The following is a 19,889-nucleotide window of genomic DNA, read 5'->3' on the forward strand; positions in this document are numbered from 1 at the left end:
GCAACACCGGGCTGGCGCAACTGGCGACCGATCTGGTCTGGTTCCTCGACAGCGACGATCAGGCCGACCCCGACTTCGTGGAACGCCTCGTCGACGCGATCGAGCGCCACGACGCGGCATTCGCCGTCACCCGTACGCGGCGCGTCGACGTCGACGGCAACGTCCTGCAGATCGACGAGGCGCCACCATCGGCCGAGGTGCTCACCGGAGAGCGCTATGCCCGCGAAATCCTCTGCGGCCGCGCGAAGGCCTACGCCTGTACCAAGATCTTTCGCCGCGAGATCCTCGGAACCCACCCGTGGGCACAGGATCAGGCCTACGAAGATGTTGCGACCAGCGTGCGGCTGGCATTGTCGGTGGACCGGGTGGCCACCGTGGCCGAGCCGCTGTATCGCTATCTATATCGGGACGGCTCGTTGTCGACGGCCCTGAGTCCCTCGACGCTCGACCTCTTCCGCGTCGAAGCCGATGTGCGAGAACTGATCCGCGGCGCCGACCGCGGGGTGGACTGGTCCCGCGACTTCGTGGGCTTCCGTTACCGCGAGGTGCTGACGTCGGTGGCCCACGTCGCGATGCGGTCGGCGCATCACGGCCGGGCCGAACCGCCGCTGTATCGCACCGCGATCCGCCGGGTGCGCGCCGAGATCACCATGCGCGATCTGCCGACCCTGTGGGCCGGACGCCATCTGCGGGAGGCGAGATTCGCGGTGCTGATGAAGTTCGCACCGGGCCTCTACTCGGCGGTGTTGCGATGGCGCTGACCGGGCGGTCGGACCCACCGCTGGTGACGGTCCTGATGCCGGCGTACAACGCCGCCGACCACATCGAGGCGGCCGCGCGGTCGATTCTCGAGCAGGGCGTCGACGATCTGGAGCTCCTGGTGATCGACGACGGCTCCACCGACGGCGGTGCCGAGGTGCTGCACACTCTCGACGAACCGCGCATACGTGTGGTGAGACAACCGAATTCGGGACTCGTGGCCGCCTTGAACCGTGGCCTCGACGAGGCCCGCGGGAGGTATCTGGCGCGCATGGACGCCGACGACATCTCGACCCCCGGCCGGTTGCAGTCGCAACTACGGTGGTTTCACCGGCATCCCGACGGGATCGCCTGCGGCACCGACTATGAATTGTTCGGATCGATGACCGGGCGCGTGCGGATGCCGCGTTCGGACAGGGCGTGCCGTCAGCGGCTGCTGCTGGCCGGAAGTCTGTGTGGCGCTTCGGTGATGATGCGCCGCGACGTCGTGACGGAGGCCGCGCTGCGATTCGATCCGCAGTTCGCCCACGCCGAGGATTACGAGTTCTACGCGCGACTCTCGGCGTTCGGACGGATCGGCAACGTCGCGTCGGTGGGTTATCGGTACCGGATTCATCCGTCGCAGGTGAGCAACCGGCACAGTGCCGAGCAACGGGAGGCGCATCTGGCGATTGCGGCCGCGCATGCGAACCGCACCGGTGTGCGAGCCCTGCCGGATCACGTCGTCCGCGACCTGCTGTGGCCCGAGGAGGCGGGGGTGGTGCGTACCGCGGTGATCAGCTCGGCGGCCGCAGCGCGGGCATTCCGGCGGAAGCCGGGCGTCCAGACCGCCCGGTTCTGTTCGCGTCGCGTCATCGAGGCGACGTTGGCTGCCCGACGTCGGTGACACCGGCGCCCGACCCGCCGGGTCCCGCGACCGGCGGGTCGTCGGTGCATTCGGTATGAGGCGTGTTCGCCGGCGTGTCGTGCAGCATCGCGCGCACCCCGAGGATCAGCGGTCTGGCGACCACCGCGAGGGTGATCACCACCGCGAGCAGTGAGGCGACCGCGACGCCGAGCAGCCCGAGCGGATCGAGCAGCACCCACGCACCACCGACGGTGGTGATCACCATGATCACCTGGGCGGCGACCATCAACCGCATCCGTCGTTGGAGCTGGGCGATCAAGAAGTAGGTCACCACAACGGTTTCCACGATCGATTCGACGGCCATGACGACCATCAGCGGACCCGCCGCGTGGAAGTAGTCGCGGCCGGCGAGCAGCAGCACGACCGGGCCGCCGATCGCCAATCCGGCCGCCACGACCCCGGTGACCAGTCCGAGCATGGTGCCCAGACGTCGTAATAGTGCCGGGCGGTCGGCGTCGGGCGCGGAGGCCTCGACGATGAACGCCGAACCGATCGACGCGCGCAGCATCCCGGCCGCCGAACACATCGTCCACGCCAGATTGAAGTAGGCGTTCTGGGTGGTGTCGGTCTTGGCGACGACGACCAGCGGCAACGCCAGCGGGGTCACCGACGACACCAGCATCAGGAAGAAGAAGGCTCCCTGGAACGACAACAGTTCGCGTCCTGCCGGTAGGTCGCGACGTTGGCCGCGACGAGCGATCGCGGTGCGGCAGACACCGAACACGAAGACGGCGGTGACCACGGCCGCCAGCAACGCCCAGGAACCGGAGATGGCCAGTGCCGAGGGCACACCGGCCAGGAAGACGATGGGGACGATCTTGATCGCCGAGAGCGTGATGTTCTTGACCGCGACGGCCGGAGCGCGCCGCAGGCCGGTGAGGATGGGGTCGGTGAGCGCGTAGAGCGCGAACACGACGACCATGGCGACGAAGGCGATTCGTTCACCGGTGCTGTGCAGGATTCGGTCTCCGAGTCCGACGACGACGAATCCGGTGGCGAGGACGACGCCGGTGGCCGCGGTCAGGAGATACCCGCCGACGATGTAGCGCAGGGCGGCGCCGCCCGCCACCGGCAGGAACCGCTGGAACGCACCGCCGAGGGACAGGCAGGCCAGAGAGGACAGCACGGTCGCCGAGCTGATCACCGCCGAGGCCCGGCCGACCTCGGCGGTGGGGAAGTGGTGCTCGGCGACGATCCAGTACACCAGTCCCAGCAGCCCGGTGCCCACTGAGCTGGCCATGAGGGCAGAAGCGTTGACCGTCAACCGATCCCGGGTGGCGAGCCGGCCGATCACGCGCGCACCCGAGTGGGCCGGTCGCTGCCTGTTGTGTCCCTGCCTGTCGTGTCCCCGTCTCTCGTGTCACCGTCGGGCAGGGGCCCGGTGCGCCACGTCCAGCCCGAGGGCACCTTGCGGGCGAACAGGGCCGGGCCGTCGAGTGCGCGTCGCAGTGCCTCGACATCGAGATCCGGTGGTGAGACGCCGTCGGGGTCGGTCCAGTCGATGTAGTGCTGCCCGTGGATCGTCACGTCGCTGTGTACGCAGTCGGACTCGGGATGCCGATAGTTGTCGTGGACACACTCGGCGTAGTTCTGCCCGATGGCCGGCGCCCGAGCCGATCCCATGAGGATCGAGTGGAACACGATCTCGTCGGGGCACGAGGCGAACCGCAGATCCCGCAACCACCCCGGGTCGTCGGCAAGGGTGCGGGCGATGATCCCGATCGCCGCGTCGGTGAGCGACCACCAGTTGGACCCGCGGTAGAGGCGCCGTTCGATCGGCGGGCGCGGAATGCGACCGGACAATCGGCGCAGGCTCGGATGGTCGGGAAAGTGATACCGGTCGACGGTCGCGCGGTGCGGCCCGGAATCCAGTGCGCAATCGACGCGCAGGAACTCGACGTCGCCCGACCACGCGTCGATCAGCTGGGGCAGCGGCCGAAGCAGCAGATCGGTCCCCGACAACAACGAATGACGATGGTAGACACGGCCGGAGCCCGTGGAGAGGGCAAGTAGCCGCAGGCTGGCCGACACCAGGCTGATGCCACCCCAGTTCACCCGAATGCGGTCACGCTCGGCGACGAACCGCACCGGATGCACCGCCTCGGGCAGTACGGCACGTACCGCCTCGTGAAACGGACGACTGTCGACGGCGCGATCGACGTGGGCATAGACATCGATCTGCGGATGATGTAGCGAGGCAACCAGATCGGCGAACAATGCGGGCTTGTCGTGCGCGGCGATGTACACCGCGAACCGGGGTGTCATACGTTCGCCCCGGTAAGGGCGTCGGTGACGATCTCCGCCGTCGCATCGACGTGCGGTGCGCGCAGGATCCCGTTGTGGTCGCCGCTGATGCGGTGCACGCCTTGGTGATCGGGCGCGATCACATCCCACCATTCGCCGGGATCGGGGTTGTCCTCGGCGAGAACGACGGTGACCGGGCCCGGCCAGGGGTGCAATCGATGCAGTAACGCCGAGCGTCGCCCGAGTTCGTGGAAGAGCGACCACTGGGCATCGGCCGGCCGCGGCCACCATCCGGCGGTGAGCAATGCCACCCGGGTACGCCACAGCTCCCACGTCGAACAGTGTTCTGCAGCAGCCTGTTCGGGATCGACGACATCGGATCCGGTTGCGGTGTCGGCGGTGTCGTCGGTGGATGCGGGCAGGTGGACCGGCAGACGACGCTGCAGCGGCCCGGTGAGTACGGTGTCGAGACACACGATGTGCTCGATCACCTCGCCGTCGTCGATGAGGATGCGCGCGACCTCCATGGCGATCACGCCACCGAGTGAGTGGCCGACGAATCGATAGGGGCCGTGGGGGCAGAACCGGCGCACGTGACCGGCGAAACGTCGGGCGGCCCGCCGGATCGTCGGATCGGGGATGCCAAGGTTCTCCAGACCATGGGCGTGGAGGCCGATGACGCGATACCCGGATAGGCGCCGCGCCAGGGGAGCGAAGGCCAGTGCCGACTCGCCGGCGCCGGCGAAGGCGAACACGATCGGGGTGTGAGCGGGGGAGCCGCCGGGATCGTTGCTTGCGGCGACATCGTCTGTTCCACGCAGATGGACCACGACGCCGTCGGCGCTCATGGGTGCGCCTGCGTCGATGCGCGCGGCGAGGTCTCGCACGGTCGGGTCGGTGATCGGTGCGGACGGGGGCAGGCTCACCCCGAAGGTTTCCTCGACGCGTCGCAGGAGGGTCACCGCGGTGAGTGAATCGCCACCGAGCGCGACGAAGTCGTCGTCCGCCCCGATCCCGTCTGTCCCGATCCCGAGGAGGTCGGCATAGATCGGTGCCAGCAGCTTTTCGGTACCGGTGGCCGGTGGCATGTACGCGGGGCGCCGTCGGGGTGCGGGCAGTGCGCTGCGATCGACCTTGCCGCGCTCGGTGCGGGGGAGTTCGGGCAGAAGGACGATGTGGGTGGGGACCATCCAGGACGGCACAGCCCGGCCGATGGCGGTGCGCACCGTCGCGATCGCCGGGGCGCGGGCGGTCCGTGGCGGTGCGACGTATGCGACGAGTTCGGTGCGGCCCGCGGACTCTCGGGCGATGACCACGGCGTCGCCCACGCCGTCGGCGGCGCGGGCCGCGGCGGTCACCTCGCCGATGTCGACGCGGTAGCCGCGGATCTTCACCGTGTCGTCGCTGCGACCGAGCAGTGTGAGCCGGTCACCGACGACCCGCCCCATGTCGCCGGTGCGGTGACTGCGTACCGGCAATGCGGTGGGCACCCCTTGGTCACCGGTGCCGTGCGTCGCGAAGTCGACGAGCTCACCGTCGCAGAGATATCCGCGTGCGAGATGGGGCGAGCGCACCTCGATCGCGCCGACCGCGCCGTCCGGGAGTGGTGTGCCGTGCTCGTCGAGCACGCGTATGTGTTTGCCCGCCGCGATGCGTCCGGCGGGCAGCGTGCCGGTCGGCAGCTCCCGGTCGGGTGTGAACGAGTTGAAGGCGAGGTTTCCGGTCTCCGACGAGCCGGACCGGTTCACGAAGGTGACCTCGGGCGTCAGTGCGCGCAGTCGGTCGACCTCGACCGCATCGAGCGCTTCACCACAGGTGGCCACCAGGTCGATGCCGCTCAATGCCTCGCCGGCGCCGGCGGTGTCGAGGACCGCCCGCAGCAACGCGGGCGACAGGTGTAGCGACTGTGGGCGGCGACCTCGAAGTTCGGCGACCAGATCCCCCACGCCGTCGATTCGCGGATCGAGTGTCCACAGCAACGCCCCGGCGAGCAGCGAGGTGACGGTGACGTCGAGCCCACCACCGAAGGTGGCTGGAAGTGCTTGTGCGACTACCGATCCCGGAACGATGCCCAGTTCGTGGGCGAGTTCGGTCGCCTGATGCAGCCACAGCTCGTCGCCCTGCCGGACGGCCTTGGGGGTGCCGGTGGAACCAGAGGTGTAGGCGAGCACCGCGCAGTCCACCCGGGGGTAACCCGGCGCGGATTCGGCTCCGGGCGCGGTGTCTGCGCCGGTCCCGGGGGCGGTGCGCCAGAGCAGTGCTCCGGTGTCGGTGAGGATGGTCGACACCCGCGACTGCGGCGAGGCTGCATCGAGGGGGATCAACGGATGCGGGGAGAAGAGCACGGCGAGCATCGGCAGGAAGGTCGCCGCCGTACCGTCGACGACGACCGCGACCGGCCGGTCGGGATCGGTACAGACCTCGGCGAGAGTTGCCCGGAGGCGGCTCAGCTCGTCGTCGAGCTCGCGATAATCCCAGCACCGGTCGCCGATGCGCAGCGCGGATCGGTCGGCGTGGACGGCGACGGCCGCGGCGAACCGATCGGCAAGGCGCTCAGCGTTCTTCACAGAACTCGGTGATGGGCAGCCCGACGTGGCGCGCTTCGGTTGGGACGTAACCCAGCAGCACGTCTCCGGGGGTGAGTTCGGTGACGTTGTTGACGCTGCCGCCGGGGCCGAGCAGGCGAACATGCCAATCGTCCTGCGCGATGACATTGATCGTCTTGCCGTCCGGACTCGTCGCAGTGATCGAGATCAGTGGGCGGCGTTCGATCTTCACCCGTCCGATCCGTACCTCGCGGGCCGAACCGTCCGAACGGACCGCGAGGATCGGCTGACCTGCGCGCAGTTCGCTGACGTAGCGGGTCCGGTTGTCGGGGGTGAGGACATAGGAGTGCACGGCACCGGCATTCCATCGGAACGGACGCGTCGGCATGTAGGGGAGTGGATGGGTCTCGCTGCAGGACAGGAACATTCCGCTCGCGAACGAACCGATGAGGCAACCCTCGTCCAACTCGAGCAGGGAGCACGTGTCGATGCAGGCCCGTTCGCCCATACCGATGTGCTCGACGCCGGTGATCGTCAGGTGGGACAGCTCGACCCGGTCGGCGGTCGGGGACAGGATCGTCGCGAGCGCGAGGACGTCGTCGGCGTGCCGGGGTGCGAGGAGCAGCCCGTCGGAGCCGTGTTCGAGAACGAGTTTCACGATCTCGGCGTCGGTGATGTCATTGACCACGGTCACCGTCTTGCCGCCGGAGTTCTCGGCGGCGGCGATCACGATCTCGAGTGGGATCTTGGTGGGATCGGTGAAGGTCAGAACGGTCCACGGGGTGACGCGCACCGCGTCACACGCCTGTGCCAGGGTGGGCGCATCGGAGACGGTGATGTGCAGGCCGGTCAGGGCGTCGGTGGCGGTGGTGGGATCGACCGCGTCGGCGTCGATGAGGACGAGGTCGGCCTCCGAGGCGGATACGCCATTGGCGGCGAACAGGATTCGACGCACGGTCGGTGGCAGATCGCTCAGCACCTGCGGGTCGTCGGCGACGATTCCGTCCAGACCCTGGTTGAGCGCGGCGGCGATGACCGCGTCGCGCACCGGTGAGTTCAGGCCCCGCACGTCGATCCACCCGAAATGCGTGGTGGCACGCGCAGCTCCGGTGGCGGCGGCGGGCACGATCTGGTCGGTGACGATGAGCTCGCCGGTGGCGGTGGACATGTCGGTGGTGGACACGGATGGATTCCTGTTCTGCTGACGGTGGTGACGCGCGACCGGAGGGCGTCGGCGCGGTGAAGTGGGTGGAAGTGTCGGACCGGGCCTGACCCGAACCAGGCCGGACTCGAACCCGAGCGATTCGGCTCAGGCCGATTCGAGCGCGGCGACGTCGGCGGGCGCTCCGGCGCGGGCCATCGCGGTGGTGCCCGCGCGCCGGTGCACCAGATCGGCCAGGCTGCTGGCCACCCGGAACGGGTCGGCGGCGTCGAAGATGTTGCGGCCGAAGCTCAACCCGGCGACTCCGCTGGTGAGCACCTCGGCGCCGAATTCGATGGCCTCGTCGTCGGTGCGACCCGGGCCGCCGGCGACGTAGATCGGTGCGGGGGTGGAGTCGACGACGGCCCGCATGACCTCTGCGGAGCCGGCGTAGTCGAGTTTGACCATGTCGGCACCGAGATCGGTGGCGATGGCCGCGAGATGGGCCAGCGTCGTTCCCGCCGGCTTGGCGGGGAGGGCCGGACCGCGCGCGTACATCATGGCCAGCAGTGGGACCCCGAGCGCGTCGCATTCCCGGGAGACGGCGGCGAAGTCCTGCAGTTGTCGTGTCTCGGTCGCGGAGCCGACGTTGACGTGCACACTCACCGCATCCGCGCCGATCCGCAGGGCGGCGTCGACACCCCCGACGAGTACCTTCGCGTCCTGGTCGGGACCGAGGGAAGTACTCGCCGACAGGTGCACTATCAACCCCATGGTGGCGAATGCCGTCGAGGAGACCTGCTGTGCGCGACCACGGTGGAGCACCACGGCGTCACAGCCGGAATCGGCCAGCAACCGGACCATGCGTTCGGTGTGGTGCGTGGGGCCCAGCGGACCGACGGTGACCGAATGGTCCATCGGCACGATCTGGGCTCGCATGGTCACCGGATCCGCGATGCGGGAGAGCCGAATAGCCTTGCCGCCCGTGGGATGTGGACGGCGATATCCATCCGGAAAGGTGTTCATCGGGTCTCCTGGCAGGCCTGGGTGGAACAACTACTTAGGCTAGGCTAGCCTGTGCGGTGATCGCAATTCGCCGCAGAAGGTGTGAAGTGCGGCACTCCGGCGAACCGGGCTTTGGTTAGGCTAACCTTTAGTCTACGCTAAGCCTAACTTCAGGTAGTTCGAACCGCAACGAGTGGGGACCCATGCAGGACAGCGCACGACCGGAAATCATTGGGCACGGTGACATTTCGCCCATCGGGCACGGTGACGTTTCGCCCATCGGGCATGGTGACGTTTCGCCCATCTCCGACGCGGCGGGCTCTCGTCCGAGCGTCTCGGTGATCATCCCGGCGATGAACGAGGCCAAGAATTTGCCCTATGTGGCCTTCCGGATGCCCGAGGGCATCGATCAGATCGTCTTCGTCGACGGCAACTCGGCCGACGACACCGTCGCGGTGGCCCGAAAGCTGTGGCCCGAGGCCACTTTCGTGACCCAGACCCGCTCGGGCAAGGGCAATGCACTCGCGTGCGGGATCGAGGCCTGCACAGGCGACATCATCGTGACGATCGATGCCGACGGCTCCACCGATCCGGCGGAGATCCCGCTGTTCGTGCAGGCGCTGGTCGAGGGCGCCGACCTGGCCAAGGGCAGTCGGTTCGTCGGCGCCGGCGGCAGCACCGACATCACCGCATTGCGACGGATCGGCAACAAAGCCCTCAACACCATCGTCAACGTCTACTTCCGCACGAAGTTCACCGATCTCTGCTACGGCTACAACGCCTTCTGGGCGCGTCACGCCGAGCAGATCGAGTTGCCGCCCACCGGATATCGACGGGCGCAATGGGGGGACGGGTTCGAGATCGAGACCGTCATCAACGTTCGGTTGGCCACCGCCGGTCTGCGGATCACCGAGGTCGGCAGCTTCGAGGGGCCACGACTGCACGGGCGCAGCAACCTCAATGCCTACAGCGATGGCATGCGCGTGTTGCGCACCATCAACCAGGAGTTCAAGCACTGGCGTTCGCACCGGTCGGCGACGCGTCACGGAGTGCGCGCGGGTGCCGCGATCGAACTCGCATCCGACGAACTCGCGGGGTGATCGCCGCTCGCGCCGATCTGTCCGACGGGCCTGCACCGACCGGTCAGACGATCGCGAGAAGCTCTGCGGCACTGGTGGTCTCGGGTCTGGGAACCGCGGTTCTCGGGTTGGTCTACTGGGTCCTGGCCGGGCGCATGTACCCGGCGTCGGAGGTCGGAGCCGCTGCCGCGGTGATCACCACCGCCACCATGCTCTCGGCGTTCGGCAACCTGGGAATCGGCGCTTATCTCGAACGGTTTCTCCCGATTGCCGGGGAACGCAGCCTGACACTTCCGAGCCGAGGACTGCTGATCGGAGCGAGCTGCGGCGCGCTGCTCGGCTGCGGGTTCCTGATCGTCGGCCCGACGTCGGAGATGTTCGACGGCGCCGTGCAGATGTGGATGTTCCCGATCGTGGTGGTGGTCCTGTCGTCGTTCGCGATGCTCGACCACGTGAGCATCGCGATGGGACGCGCCGACTGGTCGGCCCAGAAGAACATCGTGCACGCGGTCGCCAAACTCGCCGCTGCGGCCGCGCTCGCACTGTCGGCCGACCGGCTCGGTCTCATCGGCAGCTGGGTGGTGACGGCGGCGATCGCGGCCGCTCTGCTGTGGTGGGTCGCTCGCCGTGAACTCCGGCTGCGTGCCGCCGATCTCGTGTCGACATCGATGGCGCTGCCCGCGTGGCGGACCCAACGCCGTTTTCTCGCAGGCAATTACGGCGTCTATGTGGCCGGCGCGATCACGCCGCTGATCCTGCCGCCGGTGGTGATCGCGCGGGTCGGGGCCGATCAGAATGCGTACTTCTCGATCGTCTGGTCTCTGGTGAGCGCGGTGCTGGTGCTGTTGACCATGCTGCTGGGCCCGTATGTGGCGGCGATGAGTGCCGACGATGCCGCACGGCCCGCGAATTCCCCGGTGTCGCCGAATGTCCAAGTGGCCCTGCGTCGTACGCGGCAGTTCGTGGCCATTCTCGTCGGCGGGGCGATGGTGGCGGCGCTGGTCCTGATCGTGATCGGCCCGGTGTTCCTGCGGCTGGCCGGAGCGGACTACGCCGCACACGGGACCGTCCTGCTCCGGCTCGGTGCCACCGCACTGCCGCTCGCGGCGGTGGGCCTGGCGTTCGTCGGGATCTGCCGGGTGCGGTGCCGGCTCGGTCCGGCGTTGGCGGTTCAGGTGATCAGTGCCGTGACGATGCTGTCGTTGACCGCCGCGTGGATCGGCGATCACGGGCTGATCGCCGCCGGGTGGGCGATGGTCATCGCCGAGGGTACGGCGGCCACACTGGTGGCGGTCCCACTGGCCCGTGCTCTGGGCGGGCGCGCTCAGCTCGGTCCGAGCTGAGCGGCGCCAGGTGTCGGCGTGAGATATCCGGCACGGGTGAACGCCGCGACATCATCGATGGGCGAATACACTGCCACCCAGTCGATCTCGACCTGACCACGCGTCGGACGTGGTTCGTCGGGTGAGCATGTCGCCGTACCCCAGTCGGCTCGACGTTCACACGCTCCGGCCTCGACCTGCATGCCGAGCCACATCGGCACCGACGGCACCATCACCGGATCACGGACCTCCGCCCACACCCGGCCGTCGAGCAGGTACCGGATCAGCCCGGGCAGCCACTCGACGCCGACGGTGTGCCAGTCGCCGAAGTCGCCGCTCACCTCGGCGTGGGCTTTCTTGTTGTCCCCGTCCCGGTTTCGGGCGTCGACCCAGTGCACGAACGCCGACATCTGATCGCGCCGGGAGGCGATGGATTCGGCGAAGTCGATCTCGGGCGGCCATTGTTCGTCCTTGGGCCACAACAGCATGTGATAGGAGAGATCGGCGCTGTCGGTGGCCCGCATCCGCACCTCCCACCGCCCGTAGGTCTGGGTGACCGGATAGTTGGAGACGCCACCGGTCACCCAACCCGACGTGGTCTTCTCGCCCAGGAGTCGCAGCACTCCGTCGTGCACGCGCACCATCGACGCATCCCACCGGCCGACGGGATTGCCGCCCGGCGACCCGGAATAGGTACTCCAGCGATCGCCGAGGTCACATCGATCGAAGGTGTCGACGAACTCGCGCTTCCACAATCGTCGGTCTTGGGCGGTGGGCGTGGTGCCCGCGCCGTCGACCCCTGAGCCGACGCAGTTGGTCGTCTGCGCGGCGTTGTGCATCGGGTCGCCCGACGCCGGTGCGCATGCGGCGACGCCGGCGATCAGCGTGGCGCCCAACGCAATCGGCAGCAGCCGCGGGCGTTGTGATCCTGGTCGTTTCCGCCGGGGCCGTCTCACAGCGCCATCACCGCGAGGCGCTGCACGGTCAAGCAGGCGGCGACCACGGTGCACGCGGCCACCAGGATGGTCACCCGATGTGCCAGGCGACCACGGCCCGTCGTACCCGATGTGGGGACCTGGAATTCGCGAAGTGCCGCGCCCACCACGAGCAGCACGGCGCCGGCGACGAACGCGGCGATGGTGAGATTCATGATGTCGGTCCGTTCTTCACGTTGCGGAGGATCTGCACGCTCGGGGTGTTGACCGTGACCCGGAAGCGTCCGGTATCGACGACCTCGTCGATCTGTTGACGTAACCACGACGGGTCCTGGCCGTACTGGAGCACGAGCATCTGGATCCCCTGGTTGGTGATGTAGACGAAGTCGGGATCGCGCTGCTCGGTGCACAATGCGATGTTGTTCAAACAGGGATAGGAGTCGATGAACGCGAACTTCGGGCCGTGTGGGTCCAGAGTGCGACGAATGCCGACCGAGTGTGGGGCGTGGCTGAAACTCATGACCAGCGAATCCGGGGGAATCGTCGCCATGAACTCGTCGGTGAGCACCACCTCATCGCGGGTGGACGCCTCGAATGCGGTGTTCAATCCGCGGTTGGTGGTTTCGAGGACACCAACGGCAAACACCGCGACGCACAACACCATCGACGTCAGCGCGGTCAGACGTGACGATCCCGGTCGTCGGCGACGGGCCATGTCGATCCGGTGGCCGACCCAGGCCAGGGTCAGGGCGACGAACGGCGCGAGCACGGGTGAGGCGAGCAGGAAGCAGCGGATGATCATCTCACCGCCGTAACTCTGCAGTGCCACCAGCAGAAACGGTGCGGCACAGAGGAGTCCGGCGATCAGCCGCGTTCGCTTGGTCCGCCAGACGAACCAGCCGATGAGGCCGACGAGGGCGAATCCACCGGAGGCCATCATGCGCAGATACTGCATTCGGGTGTAGGTGGGATCGCCGCTGAGTCGATCACCGACGCCGGCCTCCACCGACTGGCCGACCTTGCCGACCTCCTCGACGAGGGACTGCAGGTGACCAAGCCAGAAGTCGGTGGCGCCGTAAGAGAACCACGCGGCGAAGATCAGGCCGGCCGCCAGCCATAGCGTGCGGTAGCGGGTGGTTCCGGTCGCCGCGAACGCCGCCAACGCCACGATCGTGAGGATCGGGGTCATCTGATGGGAGACGGTGCCCGCTGCCACGATGACGACGAGGATCGCCTCGAGAGCCAGGGTGCGTCCCGCGCCGATGCCGGGTACGCGACCCGGGGTGCGTCGAAACGCGGTGAGCACACGCTGAATTCGCCCCTGTCCCAAGTCGGGGAGCGGTGCCCGACGCAACTGCCACAGCAGGGTCGCGAGGATGGCGGTGTAACCGATCAGGGCCATGGCCTGCGGTGCGAAGTAGTCCTGCTGATACCAGTTGAAACCGTGGTAGAGCAGCACCGACATCCACGCCAGGCGGGCGCGGCCGGTCACCGCGATCGCGATGGCGTAGACGCCGAAGGACATCACCACACCCGACACCAGTGGTGCCCACACCAGAACGCCGGTGACGTCCGGTAATCCGGCCGCGGTCTGGACGTGGGCGGCCATGCTGAAGAATCCGGCCCAGCTGAATCGGGCGTCGATCTGATCGGGGAGCGCGTGACCCTGGGCGAGGATGCTGATGAAACCGCGGTGGACGAAGGACGTCGGGATCGATGTCTCGCCGGTGGCAGCACCGACGAGCATTCCGTTGTAGACGACGGCGAGCACCGTCGAGACCGACAGCACCAGCGGGTCGAGGCGTCGGGCGCCCAACGCGGCGACGATCACCACCGCGAGCAGCGCGAGCCCGACGAAGAAGTAGGCGTCCACACCTGCGATGACGCCGAATCGACCGACCCGCAGCACATCCAGTGACTCGGCAGACACGACGAACAGCGCCAGTGCCACCGCCAGTGCCACGAGGCTCCGCGCCCGGCTGCGGGTCCACGTTCGACGACCGAGCCGCCAGGTTCCCGACCGGGTCGCCGCGGGCAGGGTGCGCCAGGTCCAGAGACACACCGCGAGTGTGGCAACCATCAGAATCGCTTGCGTGCGTAGCGGACTCCACCATTCCGCGATCATCGTGGTCTGCGCCGCCAGCACGGTGACCGACAAGGAGATCGCCGCGGCGAGAATCGCCGACAACGCGCGGCCGGGGATGCGCAGTGCGATGACCAGTGGCAGGCCGGGCAGGGTGAGGACGCCGGCGAAGACGAGTACCGCGCGCACCCCGGCGCCGGCGACGTCGAGGTCGACCGCGGCGGCGATGTCGAGGAGGAGCAGCACCACCGCGAGGACCGCAGCCACCGACAGCGCTGCCCGCGGTGGGAAGCCGTACCCGACCGAGTGGCGATCGGTTCCGGTCCCGGCCTCGGATCGGTCTGTGGTCAGCGTCATGCGGTCGATCCCGTCGGATGTTCACCGGCGTGGCCGGTACCGGTGCCGGGCATCGCCCGGCCGCGGCAACGGCGATGGCCGCGCAAGAACAGTGCAGGTCCGGCGAAATAGCCGCGCCGTTCGAGTGTGCGCAGTTCGTCGGGCCATTGTTCCCGGGCGAACGCCGAGACATTCTCCGACCCGGGCACCAACAGCGCGCGCAGACCCGCGGGAATACGCCAGGCCAGGGCCAGACCGTGCCGGGACAACGCCAGCTTGGTCAGCGACGCCGACATCCCGGTGCCGTATCCGAAACTCTGCGTGCGCAACTCGGCCATGTTGTCGCGGTGGTAGTGCGTCACCACGGCGTCCGGGCGGTACGCGATCGCCCATCCGGAAAGGATGACCGAACGCATCAGGTCGAGGTCCTCACCGCCGCGCGACGGGGTTCCCGTTCCGAGGCGTTCGTCGAACACCCCGGTGTGCGGCAGGATCTCGGCTGCGAGCGCCAGATTGTTCCCGCTGCCCAGCTGGCCCGCGGTGTAGGGAAAGAAGAAGTTGTGCTCGCCGGCAACGCCCGCCGCGACGTGTGTCGGATGCGGGCGCAGCGCCCACACCGTGAGGTCCTCGCCTTTGTCGAAGACCCGGGCGTCCTCGAACATCTGCTGCAGCTCGGTGAGGGACTCCACGCCCACAACGCGGCCGGTCACGGCGCCGATGGTGCCGGTGGAATCGCGCACGAAGGTCTCCACGATCGTCGAGACCCAGTCCGGACGTGGTTGGGCGTCGTCGTCGGTGAACGCGATGATTCGTCCCGTCGCCGCGGCGATACCGGCGTTGCGGGCCGCGGAGATGCCCGGAAACGGTTCGTCGACCACCCGCAGCCGCGGATCGTCGAAGTCGTCGAGGATCTGCCGGGTCCGCCCGGACGCCGGACGGTTGTCCACGACGATGACCTCGATTGGTGAATGATTTTGGGCAAGAACGGCTCTCACCGTGTCGGTGAGGAGGTCGCGACCGATCGTCGGGATGACCACCGACACCGTGTCGGTGCCGGTGTACGGAGCCCGCGCGGCCGTGACCGGGCCACCGCCACGCCGGGCCGTGACCGGGCCACCGCCACGCCGGGCTGACACCGTACCGGCGGCGGTCACCGCCACGCCGAGCACCATGACGAGCAACCGGGCGAGCGCCCCGAGGTCTCCGCGCAGCAGCTGGCCGAGATACCGCAGGATCCCGGTGGGAATGGTCCGCAGGACGTAGGAGGTCTCCGCGGAGAACGCATCGTTCGTGCCGGCCATCCGGCGCAGCACGGCCTTCGACCGGCCCTCGTGCAGGCAGCGTCGGAAGAAATACCGCAGTGTCGCGCGGGACTCGGTGACCGAGTGGTCGACCGCGAATCCGGCCCTCCGCACGATCCGACCGTCGGTGAACCGGCGGTGCAACTCGATGCCCATCAGCGTCTCCTCGCAACCGACCGGCAGATCTCCGACGCGCCCGAGTTCGCCGGCGAAGCCGCCGATCTCGACCAGTGCGGTACGCCGGACGGCCATCGCGGCGCCGATCGGATTGCGGATGTCGGCACCGTCGGGGGCGATACCCCGATAGTCGCAGCCGACCACCCAGCCGAACTCGTCGGGAAACCAGCCGGGAGCGCCGATGCCCGACCAGGCGGCCTCGACGCGCCCGCCGATGGCGAGGAGCGACGGGTCGCGGAAGGCTCGACGCACATCGGCGAGCCCGCCCGGCCGCAGCACCGCGTCGTCGTCGAGGAAAACCACGAGATCTTCTGTCGCGCACCGCAGGCCGGTGTTGCGGGCACCGGACAACCCACGGGTCTGTCCGTTGGGCACGACATCGATGCGTGCCGGGCGGTCGTGGACCAGGGTTTTCACCCGGTCCCCGAGCGCGTCGTTGTGGTCGGTGACCACCACGAGACGATCGGCGGGATGCAGTTGTGCGGTGACCGCATCGATCGCGCGTGTCAGAAGCGTCATGCGGTCGTCGGTGTAGCAGCAGATGACGACGCAGATGCCGTCGTCGTGCGGATGGGGATCATGCGGATGGGGTGAGGTCACCGGGTGTACTCCCTCGAATCCGGTCGGGTCGGGCTCGCGGATTCCGTGCCGCAGAGGGATTCGGTGCCGCTAAGGTGAGCCTAAGCTAGTGTAGTAGACCCTAACCCGGCGTCCCAATCGGCCGTCCGATGTTGGCACCGCGTGCCCGCATCGTGTCGCTGACGTGGGCGGATGCGCGCGATGCGGTCTTGATGTCGCTCGGCGATTAGACTGGACCGTCGTGATCACCGCGACCGACCTCGAAGTCCGAGCGGGCGCCCGGACCCTGCTGTCGGCGCCCGGCTCGGCGCTGCGCATCCAACCCGGCGACCGCATCGGGCTGGTCGGACGCAACGGCGCAGGCAAGACGACGACTCTGCGCATCCTGGCCGGGGAGACCGAGCCCTATGCCGGAACCGTCGTGCGCAGCGGCGAGATCGGGTACCTGCCACAGGACCCCAAGGAGGGCGACCTCGAGGTGCTCGCCCGCGATCGGGTGCTCTCGGCGCGCGGGCTCGACTCGATCATGCGCCAGATGGAAAAGCAGCAGGCGCTGATGGCCGAGGCGGCAGACGACAAGGTGCGCGACAAGGCGGTCGCGAAGTACGGGCAGCTCGAGGAGCGATTCTCCGCACTCGGCGGCTACGTCGCCGAGTCCGAGGCGGCGCGGATCTGCCATTCACTCGGCCTGCCCGACCGTGTGCTCGGTCAGCCGTTGCGCACTCTGTCCGGTGGCCAGCGACGACGAATCGAGCTGGCGCGCATCCTGTTTGCCGCTTCCGACGGTGCCGGGAAGTCGGACACGACGCTGCTGCTCGACGAGCCGACCAACCACCTCGACGCCGACTCGATCACCTGGTTGCGGGGATTCCTGCAGAACCACGAGGGTGGACTCGTCGTCATCAGCCACGACGTCGAGTTGCTCGCCGATGTGGTGAACCGGGTGTGGTTCCTCGACGCGGTGCGTGGTGAGGCCGACGTCTACAACATGGGGTGGAAGCGCTACCTCGACGCGCGCGCCACCGACGAGCAGCGGCGCAAACGCGAACGCGCGAACGCCGAGAAGAAGGCGTCGGCGCTGCGCACACAGGCCGCCAAACTCGGCGCGAAGGCGACCAAGGCCACCGCGGCGCAGAACATGCTCAAACGCGCAGACCGCATGCTCGACTCCCTCGAGGAGGAGCGGGTGGCCGACCGGACCGCGAAGATCCGCTTCCCGGATCCCGCCACCTGTGGCAAGACGCCGTTGATGGCGTCGGGGTTGACCAAGAACTACGGCTCCCTGGAGATCTTCACCGGGGTGGATCTCGCGATCGACAAGGGCAGCCGCGTGGTCATTCTCGGTCTCAACGGTGCCGGTAAGACCACCTTGCTCAAACTGCTCGCCGGGGTCGAGACACCCGATCGAGGTTCCCTGGAACCCGGATACGGGCTCAAGATCGGTTATTTCGCGCAGGAACACGACACCCTCGACGACGGGGCGTCGGTGTGGGAGAACATCCGGCACGCCGCCCCCGATGCCGGTGAACAGGACCTGCGCGGCCTGCTCGGTGCGTTCATGTTCTCCGGTGCGCAGCTCGACCAGCCCGCGGGCACCCTGTCCGGTGGTGAGAAGACGCGCCTGACACTGGCCGGATTGGTGTCCTCGGCGGCCAACGTGTTGCTCCTCGACGAGCCCACCAACAACCTCGACCCGATCTCGCGGGAACAGGTCCTCGACGCCTTGCGCAGCTATACCGGGGCCGTGGTCCTGGTGACCCACGACCCCGGTGCCGCCGCCGCGCTCGATCCGCAGCGCGTGATCCTGCTGCCCGACGGCACCGAGGACCACTGGTCCGAGGAATATCAGGAACTCATCGAACTCGCCTGAGACCGGCCGGGGTCACCCCGACCGATCCCAGACGAACGATCGTCAGACGTTCGAGGGCCAATACGCCTTGCGGAGAATGCCTTTCACGAGCTTGCCGGTGGGGGTCCGGGGTAGGTCGTCGACGAAGTCGACCGAACGGGGCACCTTGTAGCCCGCGATCTTCTCGCGCGTGAAGTCGAGCAACTCGGCGGCGAGCTCATCGGAGGGTGAGAACCCGGGCGCGAGTTGGACACACGCCTTGGCGACCTCGCCGAGATCGGGATCGGGGACGCCGATCACACCGACATCGAACACGGCCGGATGGGTGACGAGGACGTTCTCGGCCTCCTGCGGGTAGATGTTGACCCCGCCGGAAATGATCATGAAGGCCTTGCGGTCGGTGAGGTAGAGGTAGCCGTCCTCGTCGACGTAGCCGACGTCGCCGGTGGTCGACCAGTTGTCGTGCGCGGGGTGCCGCGCCTGGGCGGTCTTCTCCGGGTCGTTGTGGTATTCGAAGACGGCCTCCTCGCGCTCGAAGTAGACCAGTCCGACCTCGCCGGTGGGCAGATCGTTGCCGTCCTCGTCGCAGATGTGCACCACGCCGAGTAGCGGCTTGCCCACCGAACCAGGATGATCCAGTGCCTCCTGGGGTCCGATGAACGTGGCTCCGGCGGCCTCGGTGGAGGCGTAGTACTCGTGGATCACCGGGCCCCACCACTCGATCATGGCGCGCTTGACCTCGGCCGGGCAGGGCGCGGCGGCGTGAATGGCGACCTTCATGCTCGAGACGTCGTACCGGGAGCGGACCTCCTCGGGCAGTTTCAGCATGCGGATGAACATGGTGGGCACCCACTGGCTGTGGGTGACGTGATAGGTCTCGATGAGTCGCAGGGCTTCCTCGGGTTCGAAGCGGTCCATGAACACCACGGTGCCGCCCACCGAATTGGTGGTGCCGCAATACCGCAGTGGCGCAGCGTGATACAGCGGCGCGGGGGAGAGGTAGACGGAATTCTCGTCGAATCCGTACATCGGGGCGAACACGGCGGTGTAGGCGTCGGGGATCTCGTCGACCTGGCCTTGCGGCAGTGGGGTCTGGATTCCCTTGGGCCGTCCGGTGGTTCCCGACGAGTAGAGCATGTCGGTGCCGCGGGGCTGATCGGTTCGCGGCTGCGACGACGCGCTCGCGAGGACCTTCTCGTACGAGTCGAAGCCGGGCAGTTCGCCGCCCCAGACGAGGCGGTGTCCGGGTGCGGCGAGGGCGGGGAGTTCACCCGCACGCTCTACGGCGTGCGCCACCGACGCCCCCGCGAAGACAACCTGCGCGTTGGAGTCGGAGAGGATGTAATTGGTCTCCTCGGCCGTCAGGTGATGGTTGATCGCGGTGACGTACATGCCGCTGCGCAGCGCCGCCCAGTAGACCTCGAAGCTGTGCAGGTCGTTCTCGGAGACCACGGCGATCGCATCCCCGGACTTCAGGCCGAGGGAGTGGAGATGATTGGCCAGGCGTGTGGAGTTCTCGTCGAGTTCTCGGTAGGTCAACTGCTCGCCGGTCGAGGCGCGGATGACGGCGGGCTTGTCGGGGGTACGGGCGGCGAAGACTCCAGGGAACACGATCTCTCCTCATCG

Annotated in this window: 15 protein-coding genes and 1 pseudogene; 5 read left to right on the forward strand and 11 right to left on the reverse strand. The window is 68.0% G+C overall.

Annotation, left to right across the window (positions count from 1 at the left end):
* On the forward strand, nt 1-761 hold a 761-nt coding region (locus tag GOPIP_RS12675), incomplete at its 5' end, for a glycosyltransferase (protein ID WP_006370071.1).
* A complete protein-coding gene (locus tag GOPIP_RS12680) occupies nt 752-1,645 on the forward strand; it encodes a glycosyltransferase family 2 protein (RefSeq protein WP_006370072.1) in 894 nt (297 codons plus the stop codon). The genes GOPIP_RS12675 and GOPIP_RS12680, both read left to right, overlap by 10 nt.
* Here the strand turns inward: GOPIP_RS12680 and GOPIP_RS12685 are convergent.
* From GOPIP_RS12685 to GOPIP_RS12705, 6 genes and pseudogenes are all read right to left on the reverse strand, one after another.
* Entirely contained in the window at nt 1,611-2,906 is a 1,296-nt protein-coding gene (locus GOPIP_RS12685; protein WP_210739232.1) for a lipopolysaccharide biosynthesis protein, read from the reverse strand. The genes GOPIP_RS12680 and GOPIP_RS12685 overlap by 35 nt on opposite strands.
* 50 nt (nt 2,907-2,956) lie before the next feature.
* Nucleotides 2,957-3,931 carry a beta-1,6-N-acetylglucosaminyltransferase gene (locus GOPIP_RS12690; RefSeq protein ID WP_006370074.1) on the reverse strand — a complete coding sequence of 325 codons (975 nt, stop codon included), beginning with the start codon at nt 3,929-3,931 and terminating at the stop codon, nt 2,957-2,959.
* Nucleotides 3,928-5,358, reverse strand: a complete 1,431-nt coding sequence (locus tag GOPIP_RS29900; protein ID WP_373278841.1) for a thioesterase domain-containing protein — start codon at nt 5,356-5,358, stop codon at nt 3,928-3,930. Before GOPIP_RS29900 ends, GOPIP_RS12690 begins: the two co-directional genes overlap by 4 nt.
* A gap of 105 nt (nt 5,359-5,463) precedes the next feature.
* Nucleotides 5,464-6,264 (reverse strand): annotated as a pseudogene (locus GOPIP_RS29905) (AMP-binding protein); the annotation flags it as partial.
* A 199-nt stretch (nt 6,265-6,463) separates the two neighbouring features.
* A complete protein-coding gene (locus GOPIP_RS12700; RefSeq protein WP_026920144.1) occupies nt 6,464-7,624 on the reverse strand; it encodes a 3-dehydroquinate synthase II family protein in 1,161 nt (386 codons plus the stop codon).
* A 141-nt stretch (nt 7,625-7,765) separates the two neighbouring features.
* Nucleotides 7,766-8,623: a 2-amino-3,7-dideoxy-D-threo-hept-6-ulosonate synthase gene (locus GOPIP_RS12705; protein WP_006370078.1), complete on the reverse strand. Its 858-nt coding sequence runs from the start codon at nt 8,621-8,623 to the stop codon at nt 7,766-7,768.
* A 182-nt stretch (nt 8,624-8,805) separates the two neighbouring features.
* Here GOPIP_RS12705 and GOPIP_RS12710 point away from each other — a divergent pair, with 182 nt between their 5' ends.
* Together GOPIP_RS12710 and GOPIP_RS12715 are read left to right on the forward strand one after the other, a co-directional pair.
* The gene (locus GOPIP_RS12710; RefSeq protein WP_035727940.1) at nt 8,806-9,702 is read left to right on the forward strand and encodes a glycosyltransferase family 2 protein; all 897 of its coding nucleotides are present in this window, start codon (nt 8,806-8,808) and stop codon (nt 9,700-9,702) included.
* Nucleotides 9,699-11,024 (forward strand): lipopolysaccharide biosynthesis protein, encoded by a 1,326-nt coding sequence (locus GOPIP_RS12715; protein ID WP_006370080.1) that lies wholly within the window; start codon nt 9,699-9,701, stop codon nt 11,022-11,024. The genes GOPIP_RS12710 and GOPIP_RS12715 overlap by 4 nt, the downstream gene beginning before the upstream one ends.
* Here GOPIP_RS12715 and GOPIP_RS12720 read toward each other — a convergent pair.
* Genes GOPIP_RS12720 through GOPIP_RS12735 form a run of 4 tightly spaced genes read right to left on the reverse strand, consistent with a single transcriptional unit; the run spans nt 11,006 to nt 16,435 of the window.
* On the reverse strand, nt 11,006-11,959 hold the full coding sequence (locus tag GOPIP_RS12720) for a glycoside hydrolase family 16 protein (protein WP_240523918.1): 954 nt from the start codon (nt 11,957-11,959) through the stop codon (nt 11,006-11,008). The two genes, GOPIP_RS12715 and GOPIP_RS12720, sit on opposite strands and share 19 nt — an antisense overlap.
* Nucleotides 11,956-12,153, reverse strand: a complete 198-nt coding sequence (locus GOPIP_RS12725; protein ID WP_006370082.1) for a hypothetical protein — start codon at nt 12,151-12,153, stop codon at nt 11,956-11,958. Before GOPIP_RS12725 ends, GOPIP_RS12720 begins: the two co-directional genes overlap by 4 nt.
* A complete protein-coding gene (locus tag GOPIP_RS12730; RefSeq protein WP_006370083.1) occupies nt 12,150-14,378 on the reverse strand; it encodes a hypothetical protein in 2,229 nt (742 codons plus the stop codon). The genes GOPIP_RS12725 and GOPIP_RS12730 overlap by 4 nt, the downstream gene beginning before the upstream one ends.
* Nucleotides 14,375-16,435, reverse strand: coding sequence for a glycosyltransferase family 2 protein (locus tag GOPIP_RS12735; RefSeq protein WP_006370084.1), 2,061 nt, complete (start codon nt 16,433-16,435; stop codon nt 14,375-14,377). The genes GOPIP_RS12730 and GOPIP_RS12735 overlap by 4 nt, the downstream gene beginning before the upstream one ends.
* A gap of 220 nt (nt 16,436-16,655) precedes the next feature.
* Between GOPIP_RS12735 and GOPIP_RS12740 the strand changes: the two genes are divergently transcribed.
* Nucleotides 16,656-18,284: an ABC-F family ATP-binding cassette domain-containing protein gene (locus tag GOPIP_RS12740; RefSeq protein WP_006370085.1), complete on the forward strand. Its 1,629-nt coding sequence runs from the start codon at nt 16,656-16,658 to the stop codon at nt 18,282-18,284.
* A gap of 42 nt (nt 18,285-18,326) precedes the next feature.
* Here GOPIP_RS12740 and GOPIP_RS12745 read toward each other — a convergent pair whose 3' ends face one another.
* Nucleotides 18,327-19,874 (reverse strand): acyl-CoA synthetase, encoded by a 1,548-nt coding sequence (locus GOPIP_RS12745; protein ID WP_006370086.1) that lies wholly within the window; start codon nt 19,872-19,874, stop codon nt 18,327-18,329.
* Nucleotides 19,875-19,889 lie beyond the last annotated feature (15 nt).

The organism is Gordonia polyisoprenivorans NBRC 16320 = JCM 10675 (assembly GCF_000241325.1).
Lineage (GTDB): Bacteria > Actinomycetota > Actinomycetes > Mycobacteriales > Mycobacteriaceae > Gordonia > Gordonia polyisoprenivorans.